This window comes from Pseudoduganella sp. S-14 (genome assembly GCF_049913285.1).
Lineage (GTDB): Bacteria > Pseudomonadota > Gammaproteobacteria > Burkholderiales > Burkholderiaceae_D > Rugamonas.
In genome coordinates this window covers 3,033,231-3,048,794 of the sequence record NZ_CP183991.1, presented here as the reverse complement: position 1 = coordinate 3,048,794, position 15,564 = coordinate 3,033,231, and the positions used below count along the sequence as shown (strand labels likewise).

17 protein-coding genes are annotated in these 15,564 nt (G+C 64.0%); 7 read left to right on the top strand and 10 right to left on the bottom strand.

Going from position 1 to position 15,564, the window contains the following annotated elements; all coding sequences use genetic code 11:
• Nucleotides 1–153 precede the first annotated feature (153 nt).
• A complete protein-coding gene (locus tag ACN9MZ_RS14005; RefSeq protein WP_426342699.1) occupies nucleotides 154–648 on the bottom strand; it encodes an Lrp/AsnC ligand binding domain-containing protein in 495 nt (164 codons plus the stop codon).
• A gap of 99 nt (nucleotides 649–747) precedes the next feature.
• Here ACN9MZ_RS14005 and ACN9MZ_RS14000 point away from each other — a divergent pair, with 99 nt between their 5' ends.
• Together ACN9MZ_RS14000 and ACN9MZ_RS13995 are read left to right on the top strand one after the other, a co-directional pair.
• Nucleotides 748–2,037: a D-amino acid dehydrogenase gene (locus ACN9MZ_RS14000; RefSeq protein WP_426342698.1), complete on the top strand. Its 1,290-nt coding sequence runs from the start codon at nucleotides 748–750 to the stop codon at nucleotides 2,035–2,037.
• A gap of 96 nt (nucleotides 2,038–2,133) precedes the next feature.
• Nucleotides 2,134–2,970 carry an HDOD domain-containing protein gene (locus ACN9MZ_RS13995; protein ID WP_426342697.1) on the top strand — a complete coding sequence of 279 codons (837 nt, stop codon included), beginning with the start codon at nucleotides 2,134–2,136 and terminating at the stop codon, nucleotides 2,968–2,970.
• On the opposite strand, the gene hmpA is transcribed toward ACN9MZ_RS13995, so the two are convergent.
• Together hmpA and ACN9MZ_RS13985 are read right to left on the bottom strand one after the other, a co-directional pair.
• Entirely contained in the window at nucleotides 2,967–4,148 is a 1,182-nt protein-coding gene (gene hmpA, locus ACN9MZ_RS13990) for an NO-inducible flavohemoprotein (RefSeq protein WP_426342696.1), read from the bottom strand. The genes ACN9MZ_RS13995 and hmpA overlap by 4 nt on opposite strands.
• Nucleotides 4,149–4,223: 75 nt before the next feature.
• Complete coding sequence (locus ACN9MZ_RS13985; protein WP_426342695.1) at nucleotides 4,224–4,676, bottom strand: RrF2 family transcriptional regulator; 453 nt, start codon at nucleotides 4,674–4,676, stop codon at nucleotides 4,224–4,226.
• 93 nt (nucleotides 4,677–4,769) lie between these two features.
• On the opposite strand from ACN9MZ_RS13985, the gene ACN9MZ_RS13980 reads away from it, so the two are divergent.
• Nucleotides 4,770–5,957 (top strand): NnrS family protein, encoded by a 1,188-nt coding sequence (locus ACN9MZ_RS13980; protein WP_426342694.1) that lies wholly within the window; start codon nucleotides 4,770–4,772, stop codon nucleotides 5,955–5,957.
• 34 nt (nucleotides 5,958–5,991) lie between these two features.
• Here ACN9MZ_RS13980 and ACN9MZ_RS13975 read toward each other — a convergent pair whose 3' ends face one another.
• The 4 genes from ACN9MZ_RS13975 to ACN9MZ_RS13960 are packed head-to-tail and all read right to left on the bottom strand — an operon-like array spanning nucleotide 5,992 to nucleotide 10,980.
• Complete coding sequence (locus ACN9MZ_RS13975; protein WP_426342693.1) at nucleotides 5,992–6,630, bottom strand: FABP family protein; 639 nt, start codon at nucleotides 6,628–6,630, stop codon at nucleotides 5,992–5,994.
• 18 nt (nucleotides 6,631–6,648) lie between these two features.
• Complete coding sequence (locus tag ACN9MZ_RS13970) at nucleotides 6,649–9,294, bottom strand: bifunctional diguanylate cyclase/phosphodiesterase (RefSeq protein ID WP_426342692.1); 2,646 nt, start codon at nucleotides 9,292–9,294, stop codon at nucleotides 6,649–6,651.
• A 2-nt stretch (nucleotides 9,295–9,296) separates the two neighbouring features.
• Nucleotides 9,297–9,719 carry a phosphate ABC transporter substrate-binding protein gene (locus ACN9MZ_RS13965; protein ID WP_426342691.1) on the bottom strand — a complete coding sequence of 141 codons (423 nt, stop codon included), beginning with the start codon at nucleotides 9,717–9,719 and terminating at the stop codon, nucleotides 9,297–9,299.
• Nucleotides 9,720–9,729: 10 nt separating this feature from the next.
• Nucleotides 9,730–10,980, bottom strand: a complete 1,251-nt coding sequence (locus ACN9MZ_RS13960) for a porin (RefSeq protein ID WP_426342690.1) — start codon at nucleotides 10,978–10,980, stop codon at nucleotides 9,730–9,732.
• A 228-nt stretch (nucleotides 10,981–11,208) separates the two neighbouring features.
• Here ACN9MZ_RS13960 and ACN9MZ_RS13955 point away from each other — a divergent pair, with 228 nt between their 5' ends.
• Nucleotides 11,209–11,628: an NUDIX hydrolase gene (locus ACN9MZ_RS13955; protein ID WP_426342689.1), complete on the top strand. Its 420-nt coding sequence runs from the start codon at nucleotides 11,209–11,211 to the stop codon at nucleotides 11,626–11,628.
• On the opposite strand, the gene ACN9MZ_RS13950 is transcribed toward ACN9MZ_RS13955, so the two are convergent.
• Nucleotides 11,629–12,369, bottom strand: coding sequence for an SDR family oxidoreductase (locus ACN9MZ_RS13950; RefSeq protein WP_426342688.1), 741 nt, complete (start codon nucleotides 12,367–12,369; stop codon nucleotides 11,629–11,631).
• A 79-nt stretch (nucleotides 12,370–12,448) separates the two neighbouring features.
• Between ACN9MZ_RS13950 and ACN9MZ_RS13945 the strand changes: the two genes are divergently transcribed.
• From ACN9MZ_RS13945 to ACN9MZ_RS13935, 3 genes are all read left to right on the top strand, one after another.
• On the top strand, nucleotides 12,449–12,904 hold the full coding sequence (locus ACN9MZ_RS13945) for a bacteriohemerythrin (protein WP_426342687.1): 456 nt from the start codon (nucleotides 12,449–12,451) through the stop codon (nucleotides 12,902–12,904).
• A gap of 99 nt (nucleotides 12,905–13,003) precedes the next feature.
• A complete protein-coding gene (locus ACN9MZ_RS13940; protein WP_426342686.1) occupies nucleotides 13,004–13,420 on the top strand; it encodes a DoxX family protein in 417 nt (138 codons plus the stop codon).
• A gap of 60 nt (nucleotides 13,421–13,480) precedes the next feature.
• Nucleotides 13,481–13,885: a universal stress protein gene (locus ACN9MZ_RS13935; protein ID WP_426171712.1), complete on the top strand. Its 405-nt coding sequence runs from the start codon at nucleotides 13,481–13,483 to the stop codon at nucleotides 13,883–13,885.
• Here the strand turns inward: ACN9MZ_RS13935 and ACN9MZ_RS13930 are convergent.
• Both ACN9MZ_RS13930 and ACN9MZ_RS13925 read right to left on the bottom strand, forming a co-directional pair.
• Nucleotides 13,882–14,625, bottom strand: coding sequence for a YoaK family protein (locus tag ACN9MZ_RS13930; RefSeq protein WP_426342685.1), 744 nt, complete (start codon nucleotides 14,623–14,625; stop codon nucleotides 13,882–13,884). The two genes, ACN9MZ_RS13935 and ACN9MZ_RS13930, sit on opposite strands and share 4 nt — an antisense overlap.
• A 26-nt stretch (nucleotides 14,626–14,651) precedes the next feature.
• Nucleotides 14,652–15,563 (bottom strand): dihydrodipicolinate synthase family protein, encoded by a 912-nt coding sequence (locus ACN9MZ_RS13925; RefSeq protein ID WP_426342684.1) that lies wholly within the window; start codon nucleotides 15,561–15,563, stop codon nucleotides 14,652–14,654.
• Nucleotide 15,564 lies beyond the last annotated feature (1 nt).

The window sequence follows — 15,564 nt, the reverse complement described above, 5'->3', positions numbered from 1 at the left end:
TCTAGACCAAGTGAGCTCATCACCCAAACAGTTTAAACGCGGCCATGGCGCCGTCCTGCTTCAGTTCGGCGAGGTCAGACATATGCACCACCGGATAGTGCTTCTGTGAAGACAGGGTACGCCCCTCGGACAGAAAGCGTCATTGTTCCGTGGCTATGGAGCGGGCTCTGTGGGCAAGATCAGGGTTTCCTTGATTTCCTCCATGACGACATAAGACTTGGACTGCGCCGCGCCCGGCAGGTTCAGCAGCATATCGCCGAGCAGCTTGCGGTACTCCGCCATCTCATGGATGCGCGCCTTGATCAGGTAATCGAAATCGCCCGACACCAGGTGGCACTCCTGCACTTCGGGAATGCGCAGCACCTCGCGGCGGAACTGCTCGAAATGGCTGGCCGATTTCTGGTTCAGCGTGATCTCCACAAACACCAGCAAGCTGGCGCCCAGCGCACGCGGATTGAGCCGCGCATGATAGCCGGCAATCACCCCATCGCGCTCCATGCGCTTGACCCGCTCGATGGTCGGCGTAATCGACAGTCCGACCTGCTCGCTCAAATCCTTCATGGCAATGCGCGCGTCGTCCTGCAGGATGCGCAGTATTTTTCGGTCAATCTTGTCCAGCCCCCGAGCCGATTCTTTTTGAATTCGCATGATTTTTTACTGTTTTAGCCTTTTCATATAGTAACAAATACTAGGAAATCTTACTTATCATAGCAAAATAATCCGTCACAAATATTCCGGAGGCAATTCATGCGCGTAGTTATCCTTGGCAGCGGCGTTATTGGCGTCACCAGTGCCTATTACCTGGCCCAGGCCGGCCACGATGTCACTGTACTGGACCGCCAGCCTGGCCCTGCCCTGGAAACCAGCTTCGCCAACGCCGGCCAGATTTCGCCGGGCTATGCCTCGCCATGGGCAGCGCCAGGCATTCCGCTGAAAGCCATGAAATGGATGCTGCAGCGCCACGCGCCGCTGTCCATCACGCCTGACGGCACGACCTTCCAGCTGAAGTGGATGTGGCAGATGCTGCGCAACTGCAATGCCGAATCCTACGCCATCAACAAGGAACGCATGGTGCGCCTGGCTGAATACAGCCGCGACTGCTTCAAAGTACTGCGCGCCGCCACCGGCATCGAATACGAGGGCCGCCAGCAAGGCACCACCCAGCTGTTCCGCACCCAGGCCCAACTGGATGGCGCCGCCAAGGACATCGAAGTCCTGCAGGAAACCGGCGTCCCTTACGAACTGCTGACCGGCGCCGAGCTGATGAAGGCCGAGCCGGGCCTGGCCGCATCGCAGCACAAGCTGGTCGGCGGCCTGCGCCTGCCTAACGATGAAACCGGCGACTGCCAGATGTTCACCACCCGCCTGGAAGCGATGGCAAAGGAACTGGGCGTCAAATTCCGCTACGGCGTATCGATCGACAAGCTGGTGACCGACGGCGACAAGGTCAAGGGCGTGCAATGCGGCGCCGAGCTGGTGGAGGGCGACTCCTTCGTGGTGGCGCTGGGTGCCTACTCGACCCCGTTCCTGAAAGAGCTGTTCGAGATTCCGGTCTATCCGCTGAAAGGCTATTCGATCACCGTGCCGATCGTCGACGGCGACAAAGCCCCGACCTCGACCATCCTGGACGAAACCTACAAGATTGCCGTGACCCGCTTCGACGACCGCATCCGCGTCGGCGGCATGGCGGAGATCGCCGGCTACAACACCAGCCTCAGCCCGCGCCGCCGCGAAACCCTGGAAATGGTGGTCAACGACCTGTTCCCGGGCGCCGGCAACAGCGCCGAAGCCACCTTCTGGACCGGCCTGCGCCCGATGACCCCGGACGGCACGCCGGTGGTAGGCCGTACCGCCATCCGCAACCTGTTCACCAACACCGGCCACGGCACGCTGGGCTGGACCATGAGCTGCGGCTCGGCGCAACTGTTGGCCGACATCATGTCCGCCAAGCGCCCCGCCATCTTCGCCGAAGACCTGTCGGTAGCACGTTACAGCCAGGAACGCCCAGCCCGCCAGCCGCAGCTGGCCGGCGCCTAAGATAAAAGTGGCGGATTGCCAGACCTGACCCCGACTTGCGCTTTTCAATTCGCTCATATTTGGCAGTAAGGCGGTTGGGGCCGTATAATTTTCGGCATGAATAAACTGGAAGCCTTCGGACACGTCGCCGCGCTGGCGATCCGCGGAGACCTCGTGTTTCCTACCAGCGTTAATGCCGCCCTGCGAGTGCAGCTCGCCCTGGACGATCCGGACTGCCCGATGGACGATGCCATCAAGCTGGTGCTGGCCGAGCCGCAACTGGCCGCGCGCACCGTCTCGCTGTCCAACTCCGCCATGTTCAACCGCACTGGCGGGCCGGATATCACCAACGTCCGCAATGCCATCATGCGCGTGGGTTACCACAACCTCTACGCGTTGGCCGCGGCCATGGTAGTGCGCGCCTTCGGCAGCAAGATCACCGATCCCGGCCTGCGCGCCAAGGCCGAACAGCTGTGGCAGCACACCATCCACGTCGCCTGCCTGGCGCGCATCATCGCGCGTGAAGTCACCGGCGTGAATCCGGACACCGCCCTGTTCGCGGCCATCGTGCATGAAGTGGGCAGCTTCTACCTGCTGTCGCGTGCCGACGAATTCCCCGGCCTGCTGGAACCCGATCCGGAGAACTGGCAGACTGCGAGCGAAGAGATCATCACGCGTGAAGTACTGAAAAAGCTGGGCATCCCGGCCGAGGTGGCGGAAGCTATCGAAAACCTGCGCAGCGGCATGCTGCAGATCCCGCCCGAGACCCTGCTCGACACCCTGCTGCTGGCCAACCACTTCGCACCGGTCGCCTCGCCGCTGGCCCCGGAGCAGCAACAGCCGCCGCATGAGGATTCCGTGATGGACCTGTTCATCGACGCCGAGAAGCGCGAGCAGATGCTGGAAGAAGCGGAAGCCGATGCTTCCGCCATGAACGCAGCGCTGCTGGTTTAATCGAGCGCTTTGGCCGGGCCGAAGAACTCGTAGTAGGTCTGCGCTTCCGGCACACCCAGTTCGCGCAGGCTGCGCTTTACCGCCTGCATGAACGGCACCGGGCCGAGGAAGTAGGCGTCGACGTCGCGCGATTGCGGCAGCCATTCATCCAGTTCCTTGTTGCCCAGCAGGCCGACAGCGTCGGCTTGCGGTTGGCCGTCGCGGTCTTCCGCATAAATATAGTGGCGCTTCAGCTGCGGGTGGCGTTCTGCCAGGCCATCGACGTGGTCGCGGAAGGCGTGCACACCGCCGTGGCGGGCGGCATGGATGAAGCGGATTTCTCGGCCGGTTTCCAGCGCCTGGTCCAGCATCGCCAGGGTCGGGGTAATGCCGACGCCGCCGGAGATCAGCACGATCGGGCGGCTGCCTTCGGCCAGCGTGAAGGCGCCGGTCGGCGGGAACAGGTCCACGGTATCGCCTTCGTTCAGTTGCGCATGCAGGAAGCCCGACACCTTGCCGGCTTCTTCGCGCTTGACGCTGATCTGGTAAGTCTGGCCGTTCGGCGCCGCCGACAGCGAATACTGGCGGCGCTGCTCTTCTCCATCCACCGCCACGCGGATGCCGATGTACTGGCCCGGCGTGAAACCGAGCACCGGCTGGCCGTCGACAGGACGGAAGACAAAGCTGGCAATCTCGTCGCTCTCGATACGCTTGGCCGCCACCACGAACTGGCGCGCGCCCATCCATCCCCCCGGCGCTGCCGCTGCGGCCGCATAGGTCTTTCCTTCGGCGCCGATCAGGATTTCAGCCAGTTGGCCGTAAGCCGCGCCCCACGCCTCCAGCACCGCGTCGGTGGCGGTTTCGGCGCCGAGCACTTCGCGGATGGCCTTCAGCAGGCTGGCGCCAACCATCGGGTAGTGTTCCGGCTGGATCTGCAGCGCAACGTGCTTGGTGACGATGGTATTGACCAGCGGACCCAGTGCTTCCAGGCGCTCGATATGCTTGGCGTACATCAGGATGCCGTTGGCCAGGGCGCGCTGCTGGTCGCCGCTGTGCTGGTGTGCCTGGTTGAAGAACGGTTTTACCTGCGGGAAGTCGGTGAACAGGGTTTGGTAGAAGTGGCGGGTCAGGGCTTCGCCGCCTTGTTCCAGGATTGGGACGGTGGCGGTGACGATGGCACGGTGTTCTGCGGACAGCATGGGTATGGCTCCTTCTCGGCTAAACATGCACCCATAATACATGTTTACCTTAAACTGCGTCAATAAAGATGCAGATTAAATGCGCATTTTCTGAAGGATCACCGGCTGCGCACCGCCCTTGCCCTTGGGGCCCGGCAGGATGTCGGCCAACGTCATGCCATCCAGTACATGCAGGAAGGCTTCGGTCGCTTCGCCAAGCTTGCGTTTCAGGGCGCAATCGCGCAGGAAGGCGCAGTGCCCGGGCTCGGCTTCGAAACATTCGGCGATGTGGAAATCCGATTCGCTGTCGCGCACCACTTCGCCGATATTGATGTCTTCCGGTTCGCGGTTCAAACGCAGGCCGCCGTGCCGGCCGCGCACGGTTTCCACCAGGCCGCTGGCGCCCAGCTGGTGGATCACCTTGGTCAGGTGGTTCTTCGAGATGTCATGCAGGTCGGCGATCTCCTGGATCGTGACCAGCTTGTCGCGGTTCATGCCGAGGTACATCAGCGAACGCAGGGTGTAGTCGGTGAAGGATGTCAGTCTCATGATCTACGTCATATAAAGAAGCATTCAGAATATTGCTTTAGCCACAGGCCTAATGTAGCATTCATTATACATCTTAAGAACATGAGGCCCGCCATGCGCAGCATCCATATTCCCACCGAGCCAACGCCAGCCGGGCAACCGCATCCCTTGCTGCGCCTGGGCTTCCGCCCTTTCTACCTGCTGGCCGCAGCGTTGGCGATGCTGTCGGTACCTCTGTGGCTGCTGGCCTACAAGGGCATGCTGCCCGCCCTGCCCTCTGCCAACATGCTGTGGCATATGCATGAAATGGTGTTCGGCTTTGGCGGCGCGGTGATTGTCGGTTTCCTGTTTACGGCGGGTCGTAACTGGACCAACCTGCAAACGCCGGCCGGCGGCCAGCTCGCAGGGCTGGCCGTGCTGTGGATCGCCGGCCGTATAACCACGCTGCTGGCGCCCGGCGTGCCGGCGCTGCTGGTCGACGGCCTGTTCCTGCCGCTGTGCGCCATCGCGTTCGGCCGCGTGCTTTACCAGGCGCAAAGCAAGCGCAATTACCCGATCTGCGGCATCCTGGCCTTGCTGTCGGTCGCCAACCTGCTGTTCCATGCGGCGGGCAATGGCTGGATTTCGCTGTCGCCGCTGACTCCCGTGCATGGCGCGATCCTGATGATCACGGTGCTGGAAGCCGTGATCGGGGGCCGCGTGATTCCGATGTTCACCCGCAACGGTGCGCCAGGCAGCCAGCCTGTGACCGTGGCGTGGCGTGAAAAGGCCTGCATTGCCCTGCTGCTGGCGACGGCGCTGGCATGGGTGACGGCCTTGCCAGGCTTCGTTCTGGCGCCGGTGGCTTTTGCGGCGGCGGCCGTCAATGCCATTCGCCTGCTTGGCTGGGCGCCGTTCGCCACAGTGCGCGTTCCCTTGCTGTGGATCCTGCACCTGGCCTATGCCTGGGTCGTGGTCGGCCTGCTGCTGCTGGGTTTTGCGGCGCTTGGCATCGGCTCCGCCAGCAGCGCCTTCCACGCCCTGGCCGTGGGCGGCATGGCGGGCCTGATCCTCGGCATGATCACCCGCACCGCCTTGGGCCACACTGGCCGCATGCTGCGTGCCGGCCGTGCGGAGAGCGCGATGTACCTTTTATTGCAAGCCGGGGCCCTGGGCCGTTTGTGCGCCAATCTTCTTCCTGCCGGAATGCGTGACTTCCTGTTGCTGGGCTCGGCGCTGGCCTGGTCGGCCGCATTCCTTGTCTACCTGTGCGTCTATGCGCCTTACTTAAGCCAGGCCCGGATTGACGGGCGGGAAGGCTAAATGCGGACCCCGTCATCCTGCGCCCGAGCGCCTGTCATTCCTTGCGTGCCAGCGGATTCGGGGTGGGCTCGCCCACCTTGTGCAGCACGTTGCGATCGACGTGGTGGAACGGCTCCGATTCCTTGCCGCGCAGGAGCATGACGGTATCTTCCTCGTAACCCCAGGTGCCGTCGTCGTTGACGGTGACCTTGATGCGGTACTCGGTGGTCTTGAAGCCGAACTCCAGGAAGGGGTTGGAGCAGATTCCATAAGTATCCTGCTCGCGCTGCGCCACCAGTTCGAAGGTCTTGGCATCCGGCGCCGCAGTGCCCGATGCCATGGCGATCTGGCCGCGCGGAATGGCCAGGGTCTGGATCACGGTATTGGTGGCCGGTTCCCACAGCCAGTAGCCGACCTGCTCGTGGTAGGTCTTGACGTTGTCAGGCTTGTTGACGATCAGGACGTAGCGCAGGCCGTAGAACAGTTGCGGTCCGTTGGTGACCGGGTCGATCGGCTGCAATTCGATGCGCTCGACATAGGCCTGCTTGCGCGGGCCGTCCGCCTTGGGCTTGATGTCGAGGCCGCGCTGCCCTTCCCAGATCCCGGCCATGGCGGCCAGCGGGCCAAGATTGGCCAGCGTGTCCATGTCGATATTGGAAGGCTCGGTGAAGATGTCGTTGCTGTATTCGCTCATTGCATGCTTGCTCGTTAATCAGGGAGCAAGCATTGTAACCTCGGCACCGGACTCTTCGCTGAGCAGCATGGCGCTGATCTCCTGCGGCGGCACTGGACGGCTGAACAGATAGCCCTGCATTTCGTCGCAGCCATGCTGTTGCAGGAAGCTGCGCTGCTGCTCGGTCTCCACGCCTTCGGCAATCACACGCATGTCGAGCTGGTGCGACAGGGAGATGATGGCGCAGGTAATGGCCTGGTCGTCCGGGTTGGCCACCAGGTCGCGCACGAAGCTCTGGTCGATCTTCAGGCGGCTGATCGGGAAGGACTTGAGGGCCGCCAGGCTGGAATAGCCGGTGCCGAAATCGTCGATCGCCAGCGCAATGCCCATCGCTTCCAGCTGGCGCATCTTGGCCACCGACTGCGCGGTGTCGCGCATGATCATGCTTTCGGTGACTTCCAGCTCCAGCCATTGCGGGTCGAGGCCGCTCCACGCCAGGGCCGCCGCCACGCGTTCGACCAGGCGCGGATCGTCGAACTGGCGCGCCGATACGTTGACCGATACCACAAGCGGCGACAGGCCCGCGTCCTGCCAGGCACAGGCCTGGCGGCAGGCTTCGCGCAAGGCCCATTCGCCGATCGGGATGATCAGGCCATGCTCTTCGGCCAGGGGGATGAACTGGGCCGGCGACACGGCACCACGCTGCGGATGCTGCCAGCGCAGCAAGGCTTCAACGCCGAACATGCGCCCCGATTCCAGGTTCACCTTGGGCTGATAGGCCAGCGACAGCTGCTGCTCCTCCAGCGCCTTGCGCAAGCCTTCCGTCAATGCCAGCTTTTCTTCCAGGCCGGCGTTCATCTCGCGGGTGTAGAACTGACAGTTATTCTTGCCGCTGTCCTTGGCGCGGTACATGGCCGCGTCGGCGTGCATCATCAGCGTATCGGCATCGCGCCCGTCGCGCGGGTAGACGGCGACGCCGATCGAGCAGCTCACCTGCATCGTCTGCCCTTCCAGCATGATCGGCTGCACCACCGAATCCAGGATCTTGTTCAGCAGCGGCACCAGCACCTGCGGGTTGTCGCTCACGTGCGGCAGCAGCAGCACGAATTCGTCGCCGCCGAAACGGCCCACGGTATCCTCGCGCCGCACGCAGCCAACCATGCGGCCAGCCACTTCCTTCAGCAGTTCGTCGCCGGCGTTGTGGCCCAGCGAGTCGTTGACCAGCTTGAAGCTATCGAGGTCGATGAAGGCCACCAGCACCGATTCGTTGTTGCGCTCAGCGTGCGCGATCGATTGCCCAAGGCGGTCGCAAATCAGGCTGCGGTTCGGCAGGCCGGTCAGGGCATCATGGTGGGCCATGTGGTAGATGCGCTCCTCGGCGCGCTTGCGCTCCGTGATATCGCGCACGATCGCGACCACGCCGCCTTCCACGCCCACCACCTGCCAGTGCAGCCATTCGGCCTGCAGCTGCGGCACCATGTTGGGGCCCTCCTCCTGGTGCACGCCGCCATTGCGGGTCACCAGCGCCAGCCGCTCGAACATGCCGTTATGGCGCGCGGCCGGCATCCAGCCGCACAGCGTTTGCGCCCGCAGTTCGGCGCGGCTGCGGCCTGTCAGTTGCTCGGCGCGCGAATTGACTGCGGCGAACTTGAAGTCGACCACCACGCCGTCCTTGTTGCGAATGGCACGCAGCACAAAGAACGCATCCATATTCGATTCGGACGCGGCGGCATAGGTTTCCTGCGCGCGGCGGATGCGGCGGCGCGCCTTGGCCCCTTGCCAGACGCAGGCCCAGACCAGGGCCGCCAGCAGGATCAGCACCGCGCTGGCGACGCCCGCTTCCCACAGCAGCTGGCGGCGTTGGGCCACGAAACCGGCCATTTGCTCCTGTTCTGCCAAGCCCACCATGACGCTCAGGCGCAGGCCGGCCAACTGGCGCACCGCCGTATAGCGCTTGATGCCGTCGAGCCTGCTGGCGACCGGCACGCCGCGGCGCCCCTGCAGCGCCGCCAGGTCCAGCTTCTGGCCGAAGGATTGCTTGTCGCCGACGCGCCGCGCGCGCACCACGCCGTCGTCGCCGACCAGGCCGAGCATGCCTTGCTCGCCCAGGCGGCTGCGTTCATAGCTGCTGGTGAAATAGGCCGGATCGACTTCCACGATGACCACGCCGGCAAATCCGCCGCGCTTGTCGTCCAGGCGGCGCGTGAAATGCAGGTGCCAGTCCGGATTCGCCTCGTCGCGCATCGCCTGCGAGATGAAGGTGTAATTGCTGCGGTGTTGGCGGTGGAAGCTGAAATACTCCTGCTGTGCGACGTTGATCGGGCGCGCAGCAGGGTTGCTGGCTACCGTGTTGCCCTCGGCGTCGACGATGCTGACCACGAAGACCAGGCCGGACGGCAGCAGGCCATGCGCCTGCAGTTCGGGCAAGGCGCCGCGTGCGCCCTGGCTCTCGGCACTGTACTTCAATACCTGCAAGTTTTGCTCGATGCCGTTGATGCTGCGCGCCACCTGCGCTTCATAGGTCGCGATCAGTTCACTTGCCGATTCGGCGGCCAGTTCGCGCGAGGCGGCGGCTTCGCTGTCGATGAAATGCAGCGTGGTGCCCCACACCACGGCCAACAGGACGAGAGTGAACAGGGGCAGCGAGACATGCGTCTCAAGGCACATGCGCAACCAGCGTTTCATGTTCAATGCACCACCAGGACAGGACGCACGCTGGCATCGAGCGCGCTGCGATCGATATAGCCGATCAGGGTTGGATTATCCGCCACCAGCTTGCGTACTGCCTGGCTGTTGGGCAGTTCGCGCGGCGGCTGCCCGCGGCCGGTGAAAATCTTCTTGGTCCAGTAGGCCTTCATCAGCGCCGGGCTGCGGTTGGCCACCTTCAGGTAAAAGTCGTCGCGCAGCGGGGAGCCGATCGGCAAGTCGAGCGCGACCACTTCGCCGCCATCGGGGAAGCGCGTCGCTTCGGAAAGGAAGATATCGGCCACCTGCTCGGCGCGCAGGGCCGTGATGGGGCTGCGCGCCGACACCACCACGACCAGTTCGGCGGCGGCAGTGGCGCCGGCAAGCAGCACCAGCAGCAGGCAGCAAAGGAATTTCCTGATCATGGCCGGCCCGTCAGAATACGAAGTCGACCGACGCGCTGAACACGCGGAAGCTGCGGCCATAGCGATAGCCGGGCTGGATGTTCGACAGCGTGCCGCTGGTACCGTTGCGCGGCCGCACATGGTCGAATTGCAGCTTGACGGCGGCATTGCCGCTGGCATCCCAGCGCAGGCCAAGGCTGTTGCTATCCTGTTCCGCGATCATGCTGAGCAAGCCGTTCAGCTCCATGTTCAGGCGCCGGGCAGCCGGCAGGTACGGCGGCGGCAGCGCCGACAGATCCAGGCCTGCGACCTGGTTCGGGGTATTGGCCACCACCTTGCTGAAGGTGGCATACGGCGTGAGGCTGCCCAGGCGATAACCGCCGCTGACATAGCCGGCGGTCTTATCGCCCAGCATGGAACGGGCGTTGACGCGCCCTATCTCGCCCATCACGAACCAGGCGCCGGGGTCGTAGGAAGCGCCGATGCTGAGCACCGTGGCGCGCTTGCGGTCAGGCTCATAGCGGCGCGCCAGCACTTCGCCCTGCGGACCAAACTGGCGGATGGCAGAGAACAAGTCCTGCAGCAGCGGGGTTTCCAGCTCGCCCTCGATGGCGGTGGCGCGCACCGTCAGCGCCCCGGCGGTGCTGGTGCTGGAAATGCCCGCCAGCTTGTGCGCCCTGACGCGGGTGGCATCGGACAAGGGCACGCTGGTGCCGCCATACAGCACCTGCGTGGTGTTCTTCACATCGCCGAAGCTCCAGCGGTAGCTGGCGTCGATGCCGTCGCTGTTGCTGATCGGGAGCGCGGCATACAGTTCTACCGGCGTGCGCACGGATGTCAGCGCATAACTGGCCTTGCGGTAGTCGCCGGACAGGAACAGCGGCAATGCAATGCGGCCAACGCGCAGGCTCAGCTCCGGCGACACCTGGTATTGCACGTTGGCCCATTCGACTTTGGGCGTCCACGAATGGGTCAGATGGCGTTCCGCCACGACCTGCAGCACGGCCGACCAGTGGCCGCCGGAGCTGTAGGCAAGCTGGGCGCCGAGGCGGCTGTCCACCGCATAGCTCCAGTCGCGCGTGGCGCCGGCCTCGCCCGGGTTCAGGGGATTGGCCGCATAGTCGGCCAGCTTCTCGCTTGAATGGACGGCGCTCAGGGTGCCGAACCCCCCAAAAGTCCAGCTGCCGTCTTGCGCCGCCGCGTGTCCGGCGTGCGCGGCCGGCTGCAAGAGCAGCGTTCCGGCAACGGCGAACAGGACAGGCATCTGGTGCAGCTTTGGCATAATGGCACTCTCGGCAAGAAACGTCGGCAATAAAACAGCGCCGCTTGCCATGCCGGCATGCGTTCGCGTCAGATGTGGGATTGGACTGTAAGACTCGGCGCTCGAAGCGCTTTTTGAATTCTCACACTTTATAACAGCGACCTGTAACTGTCGAGAAATTTCCCTAGAGTACTCTTACTATCTCTTGGGAAATATTTAACTGTGTAGGAAAGCAAAGGAAACGAAACGATGCAGCAGGTTTCATGCGGCACCCTGGTGGTCAACAGCGCGCGCCAGGTGCTGCTATGCCATGTCACTGGTACGGCAAGCTGGGACATTCCCAAGGGCTTGCAGGACGCCGGTGAAACGCCCCTGCAATCGGCACGGCGCGAGCTGTTCGAAGAAGCCGGCCTGGACTTCGAGGCCAGCCTGTTCGAAGACCTCGGGGAATTCAGCTATCGCCCGGACAAGCGCCTGCACCTGTTCAAGGTGGAAGTCGGCGACCAGCTGTGCAACCTCGACCATCTGCGCTGCACCAGCTTTTTCCCGCACCAGCGCACCGGCGCACCGACGCCCGAGGCGGACGGCTTCCGCTGGGCGGCGCGCGATGAACTGAGCTCCCTGTGCTGGCCGCGCATGGCGTCGCGGCTGCTGTCGATTGCGTGGTGATCAGGCGCCGCCGGAGACGCGGATCGTCGTGCCGGTCAGGTAGCGCGCCGCGGGCGACAGCAGCCACGCCGCCGCTTCCGCAATTTCCTCCGGCTCGCCCACCCGCCCCATGGGAATCCGGGCCGCCACGCGCGCCGGCCGTCCCGCATCGCCGGAAGTGGCGTGGATATCGGTCTGGGTGGTGCCAGGCGCCACGCCGCACACGCGGATGCCCTCCGGCGCCACTTCCTTGCCGAGGCCCATGGTAAAGGCGTCGACAGCCGCCTTGCTGGCAGCGTAAGCCACGTACTCGTTCGGACTGCCCGCCGTCGCCGCGGTGGAACTGATATTGACGATCACCCCGCCCTTGCCGTGTGCACGGAAGGCCGCCAGCGCGAGGCGGCTGGCCTGCATCAGGCCCAGCACATTGGTGCGGAACACTTGCTCCACGGTTGCCGGCGCGGTGTCCCCAAAGCTTCCCAGGCCGCCGGTAATGCCGGCATTGTTCACCAGCCCAGACACCGGCCCCAGCTCACGTTCGACGGTGGCGAACATGCGCTCGAGATCCTTATCGCGCGCCACATCCGCCTGCACCGCCAGCGCCCGGCCGCCGGCAGCTTCGATGTCCGCCACCACGCGCGCCGCCGCTTCGGCATCGCGCTGGTAATTCACGGCCACCACCCAGCCGTCCTGCGCCGCCCGGCGCGCAATGGCAGCGCCAATGCCGCGGCTGGCGCCCGTCACGATCACTATTTTTTTCATAGCCATATTCTATTTGATTTGGGTCATGGATTCCGAACGGCCGTCCAGCCAGACTTGAGGGATAGACAAGGAGACCGCAATGCAACGCCTCGAATGGAGTCCGCTGCTGGAAACCGGCGTGGCCGAGATGGATGCCTCCCACCGCGCCTTATTGCAAGCCATTCACGCAACCATCGACGCCGACGATGCTTCCCTGCCCAGCCGCATTGGCGAACTGCTCAGCGCCCTGGCCCTTGATTTCGCCGAGGAAGAAGCGCTGATGGATCAGCTTTACTATCCCACCGAGCACGAACACCGCGCCGCCCACCGGCGGGCCCTGGCCGCACTGCAGCACGCCTTGCCGGTTGCGCAGGCCGATCCGGCCGGCGCGCGCACCTTGCTCGAGCGCCTGCCGCGCTGGTTCCTCAGCCACCTGAGCGCGATGGACTTGCCGCTGGCGGTCGCCGTGGAGAACGCCGGGCACCCGCATACCCAGCCCTCCAGCGCCAAGCTGCGGCAGCAGCTGGCGCTCTTGCTGCAAGAGCAATCCATCTGAATTGACGATACATTACATCCAAATATATTGGCTTCCGGAATATACCTGTGCGGCATAAGATGACTTCATCAACAACACATTCCTTGAAGGAGTCACACCATGAACCAGCAGTTCAACACCGCCATCCTGCCACTCGCCGGCCGCATCATGATGGCTGCCATTTTCGTCCTGAGCGGCACCGGCAAGATCGCCAATCCCGGCGCCACCCTCGGCTACATCCATGCCATGGGACTGCCCTTCCCTGAACTGGCGCTGGCCGGCGCCATCGGCATTGAAGTAATCGGCGGCCTCCTGCTGGTGGCCGGCCTGCACACCCGGCCGGTAGCCCTGGCCCTGGCTGGATTCTCGGTGGTGACCGGCCTGGTTTTCCATAGCGCGATCGCTGACCAGAACCAGATGATCCACCTGATGAAGAACCTGGCGATGGCCGGCGGCCTGCTGCAGATTGCTGCGTTCGGCGCCGGCAGCCTGAGCCTCGACGCCCGCCGCACCACGAAGGCGCTGCGCGCCGCCTGACTGGTTGCAGGACTGTGGCTGGACGCTTTAGACTGCGGCACCTGAAGGAGACTTGAAAAGATGTTTCGCCACATTCTGATTCCAAGCGACGGCTCGGCCGCTTCGCAACTGGCAGTGAACGCCGCCCTGCGCATGGCCCGCGAAAGCGGCGCCCGCGTCACGGCGGTTCACGTGCTTCCGGAAGAACCGGCGCTGGCCAGCGTGGCCGCCGCGCCAGCGGAGAACTCGATCCTGGCCGATATCGCGCGCCAGGCCAGCACCTTGAATGTGGACTGCACCACGCTGGAAGTGCACGCCGACCAGCCGCATTCGGCCATCGTTTCCACCGCATTGCAGCGCAACTGCGACCTGATTGCGATGGCCTCGCGCGGGCGCAGCGGGCTGGCCAGCCTGATGCTGGGCAGCCAGACGCAGAAAGTGCTCACGCACAGCAAGATCCCGGTGCTGGTGTTCCGCGAGGGCTAACGGCGCACGGCAACCAGGTCGTCGTAGATCGGCACTGCCGCCATGGCCAGCAGCACGCACGCCAGCGGCAGCACGGCGCCAAAGCCAACAGCCTTGAAGCCGAAGGCCCCGGCCACGGCGCCGACAAAGAACGACGACGCCAGCGCAGCGAGTATACGCACGCGCTTCCAGTCCGCGGCCACGCGCGGCACCGCCTGGTCGTCGCGGTTCCAGTAAAGCGCCTTGCCGGCCTCGATGCCAAGGTCGGTCACGATGCCGGTCATATGGGTGGTGCGGATTTCCGCGTTCGACAGCTTGGTAATGACGGCATTCTGCAGCCCCATCATGAAGCACAGCAGCATGACCGTTGCCGGCAGCACGATCACGTCGATCGCCTGCAGGCGCGTTCCCATGACGCCAAATGCCAGCAGGAGGATTGCCTCCACCAGCAGCGGCAAGGCAAATTCGCTGTGAAGATGCCGGCGGCGGGCAAAATTGACCATGACGGCGCAACAGGCCGCGCCGGCCAGGAAAGCCAGCAAGGCGCCGGCGCAGTCGAGGGCCGCATCGATGGCGCCCAGTGCCAGGTCGTCGGCGGCGGACGACAGGATGCCGGTCATGTGGGAGGTGTACTGCTTGACGGCCAGGAAGCCGCCGGCGTTGGCCGCCCCGGCCACGAAGGCCAGGGCGATGCCGAGGTGGCGATTAGCAGCGGCGGCGCGCTGCCGTCCGGTCAGGCTTCTTACATAATTGATCGGCATTCGTCCTCGGCATAAGCTCGAACCTCTTACAGGTAAGCGCTGACGTCGGGACGGGTTGCCAGTGCCTGCTGCACCACCTGCACCACGAACTCGCGGTCAGCGCCGCGCAGTGGCTGGCGCGGACGGCGAACGATTTCGTTGCCGACACCGACCAGTGCTTCCACCAGTTTCAGATTTTGCACCAGCTTGGTCGAAACGTCGAGGTGCAGCAGCGGCATGAACCACTGGTACAGCTTCAGGGCCTCGGCCAGGCGGCCGGCTTTGACCAGCTTGTACAGGGCCACGGTCTCTTTCGGGAAAGCCACCACCAGGCCGGCCAGCAGGCCGTCGGCGCCAACTGCCAGGCCTTCGAAGGACAGGTCGTCCACGCCCATGAAGATGGCGTAGCGGTCGCCGACGGCGTTGCGCAGATCGGTCACGCGGCGGATATTGTCGGTCGATTCCTTGATCGCTTCCAGTTCCTCGCAGTCGGACAGTTCCTTGAAGTCGGCCGGGGTCAGGTCGACCTTGTAGGTCACAGGGTTGTTGTACACCATGATCGGCAGCTTGGCGGCCTTGGCAATGGTGCGCAGGTTGGCCTTGGCTTCATACGCGTCCGCCGCGTACAGCACGGAAGGCATCACCATGAAGCCGTCCACGCCCAGGTCGCGCGCTTCCTGCACATAGCGTTCGGCGTTGGCGGTGCGGGTTTCGCTGACGTTGGCCAGCACCGGCACGCGGCCGTTGGCAACCTTGACGGCGGTCTTGGCGACCGCCAGCTTCTCTTCGAAAGACAGGGTGCTGGCTTCGCCCAGCGAACCGCAGGTGACCAGGCCGTGGCAGCCGCTGTCGATCATGAAGGAGAAGTGCTTCTCCATTTCTGCGTGGTCCAGCTCCTCATTCGCGTGGAATTTGGTGGTTACTGCAGGGAATACGCCTTCCCATTTGATTGCTGCCATT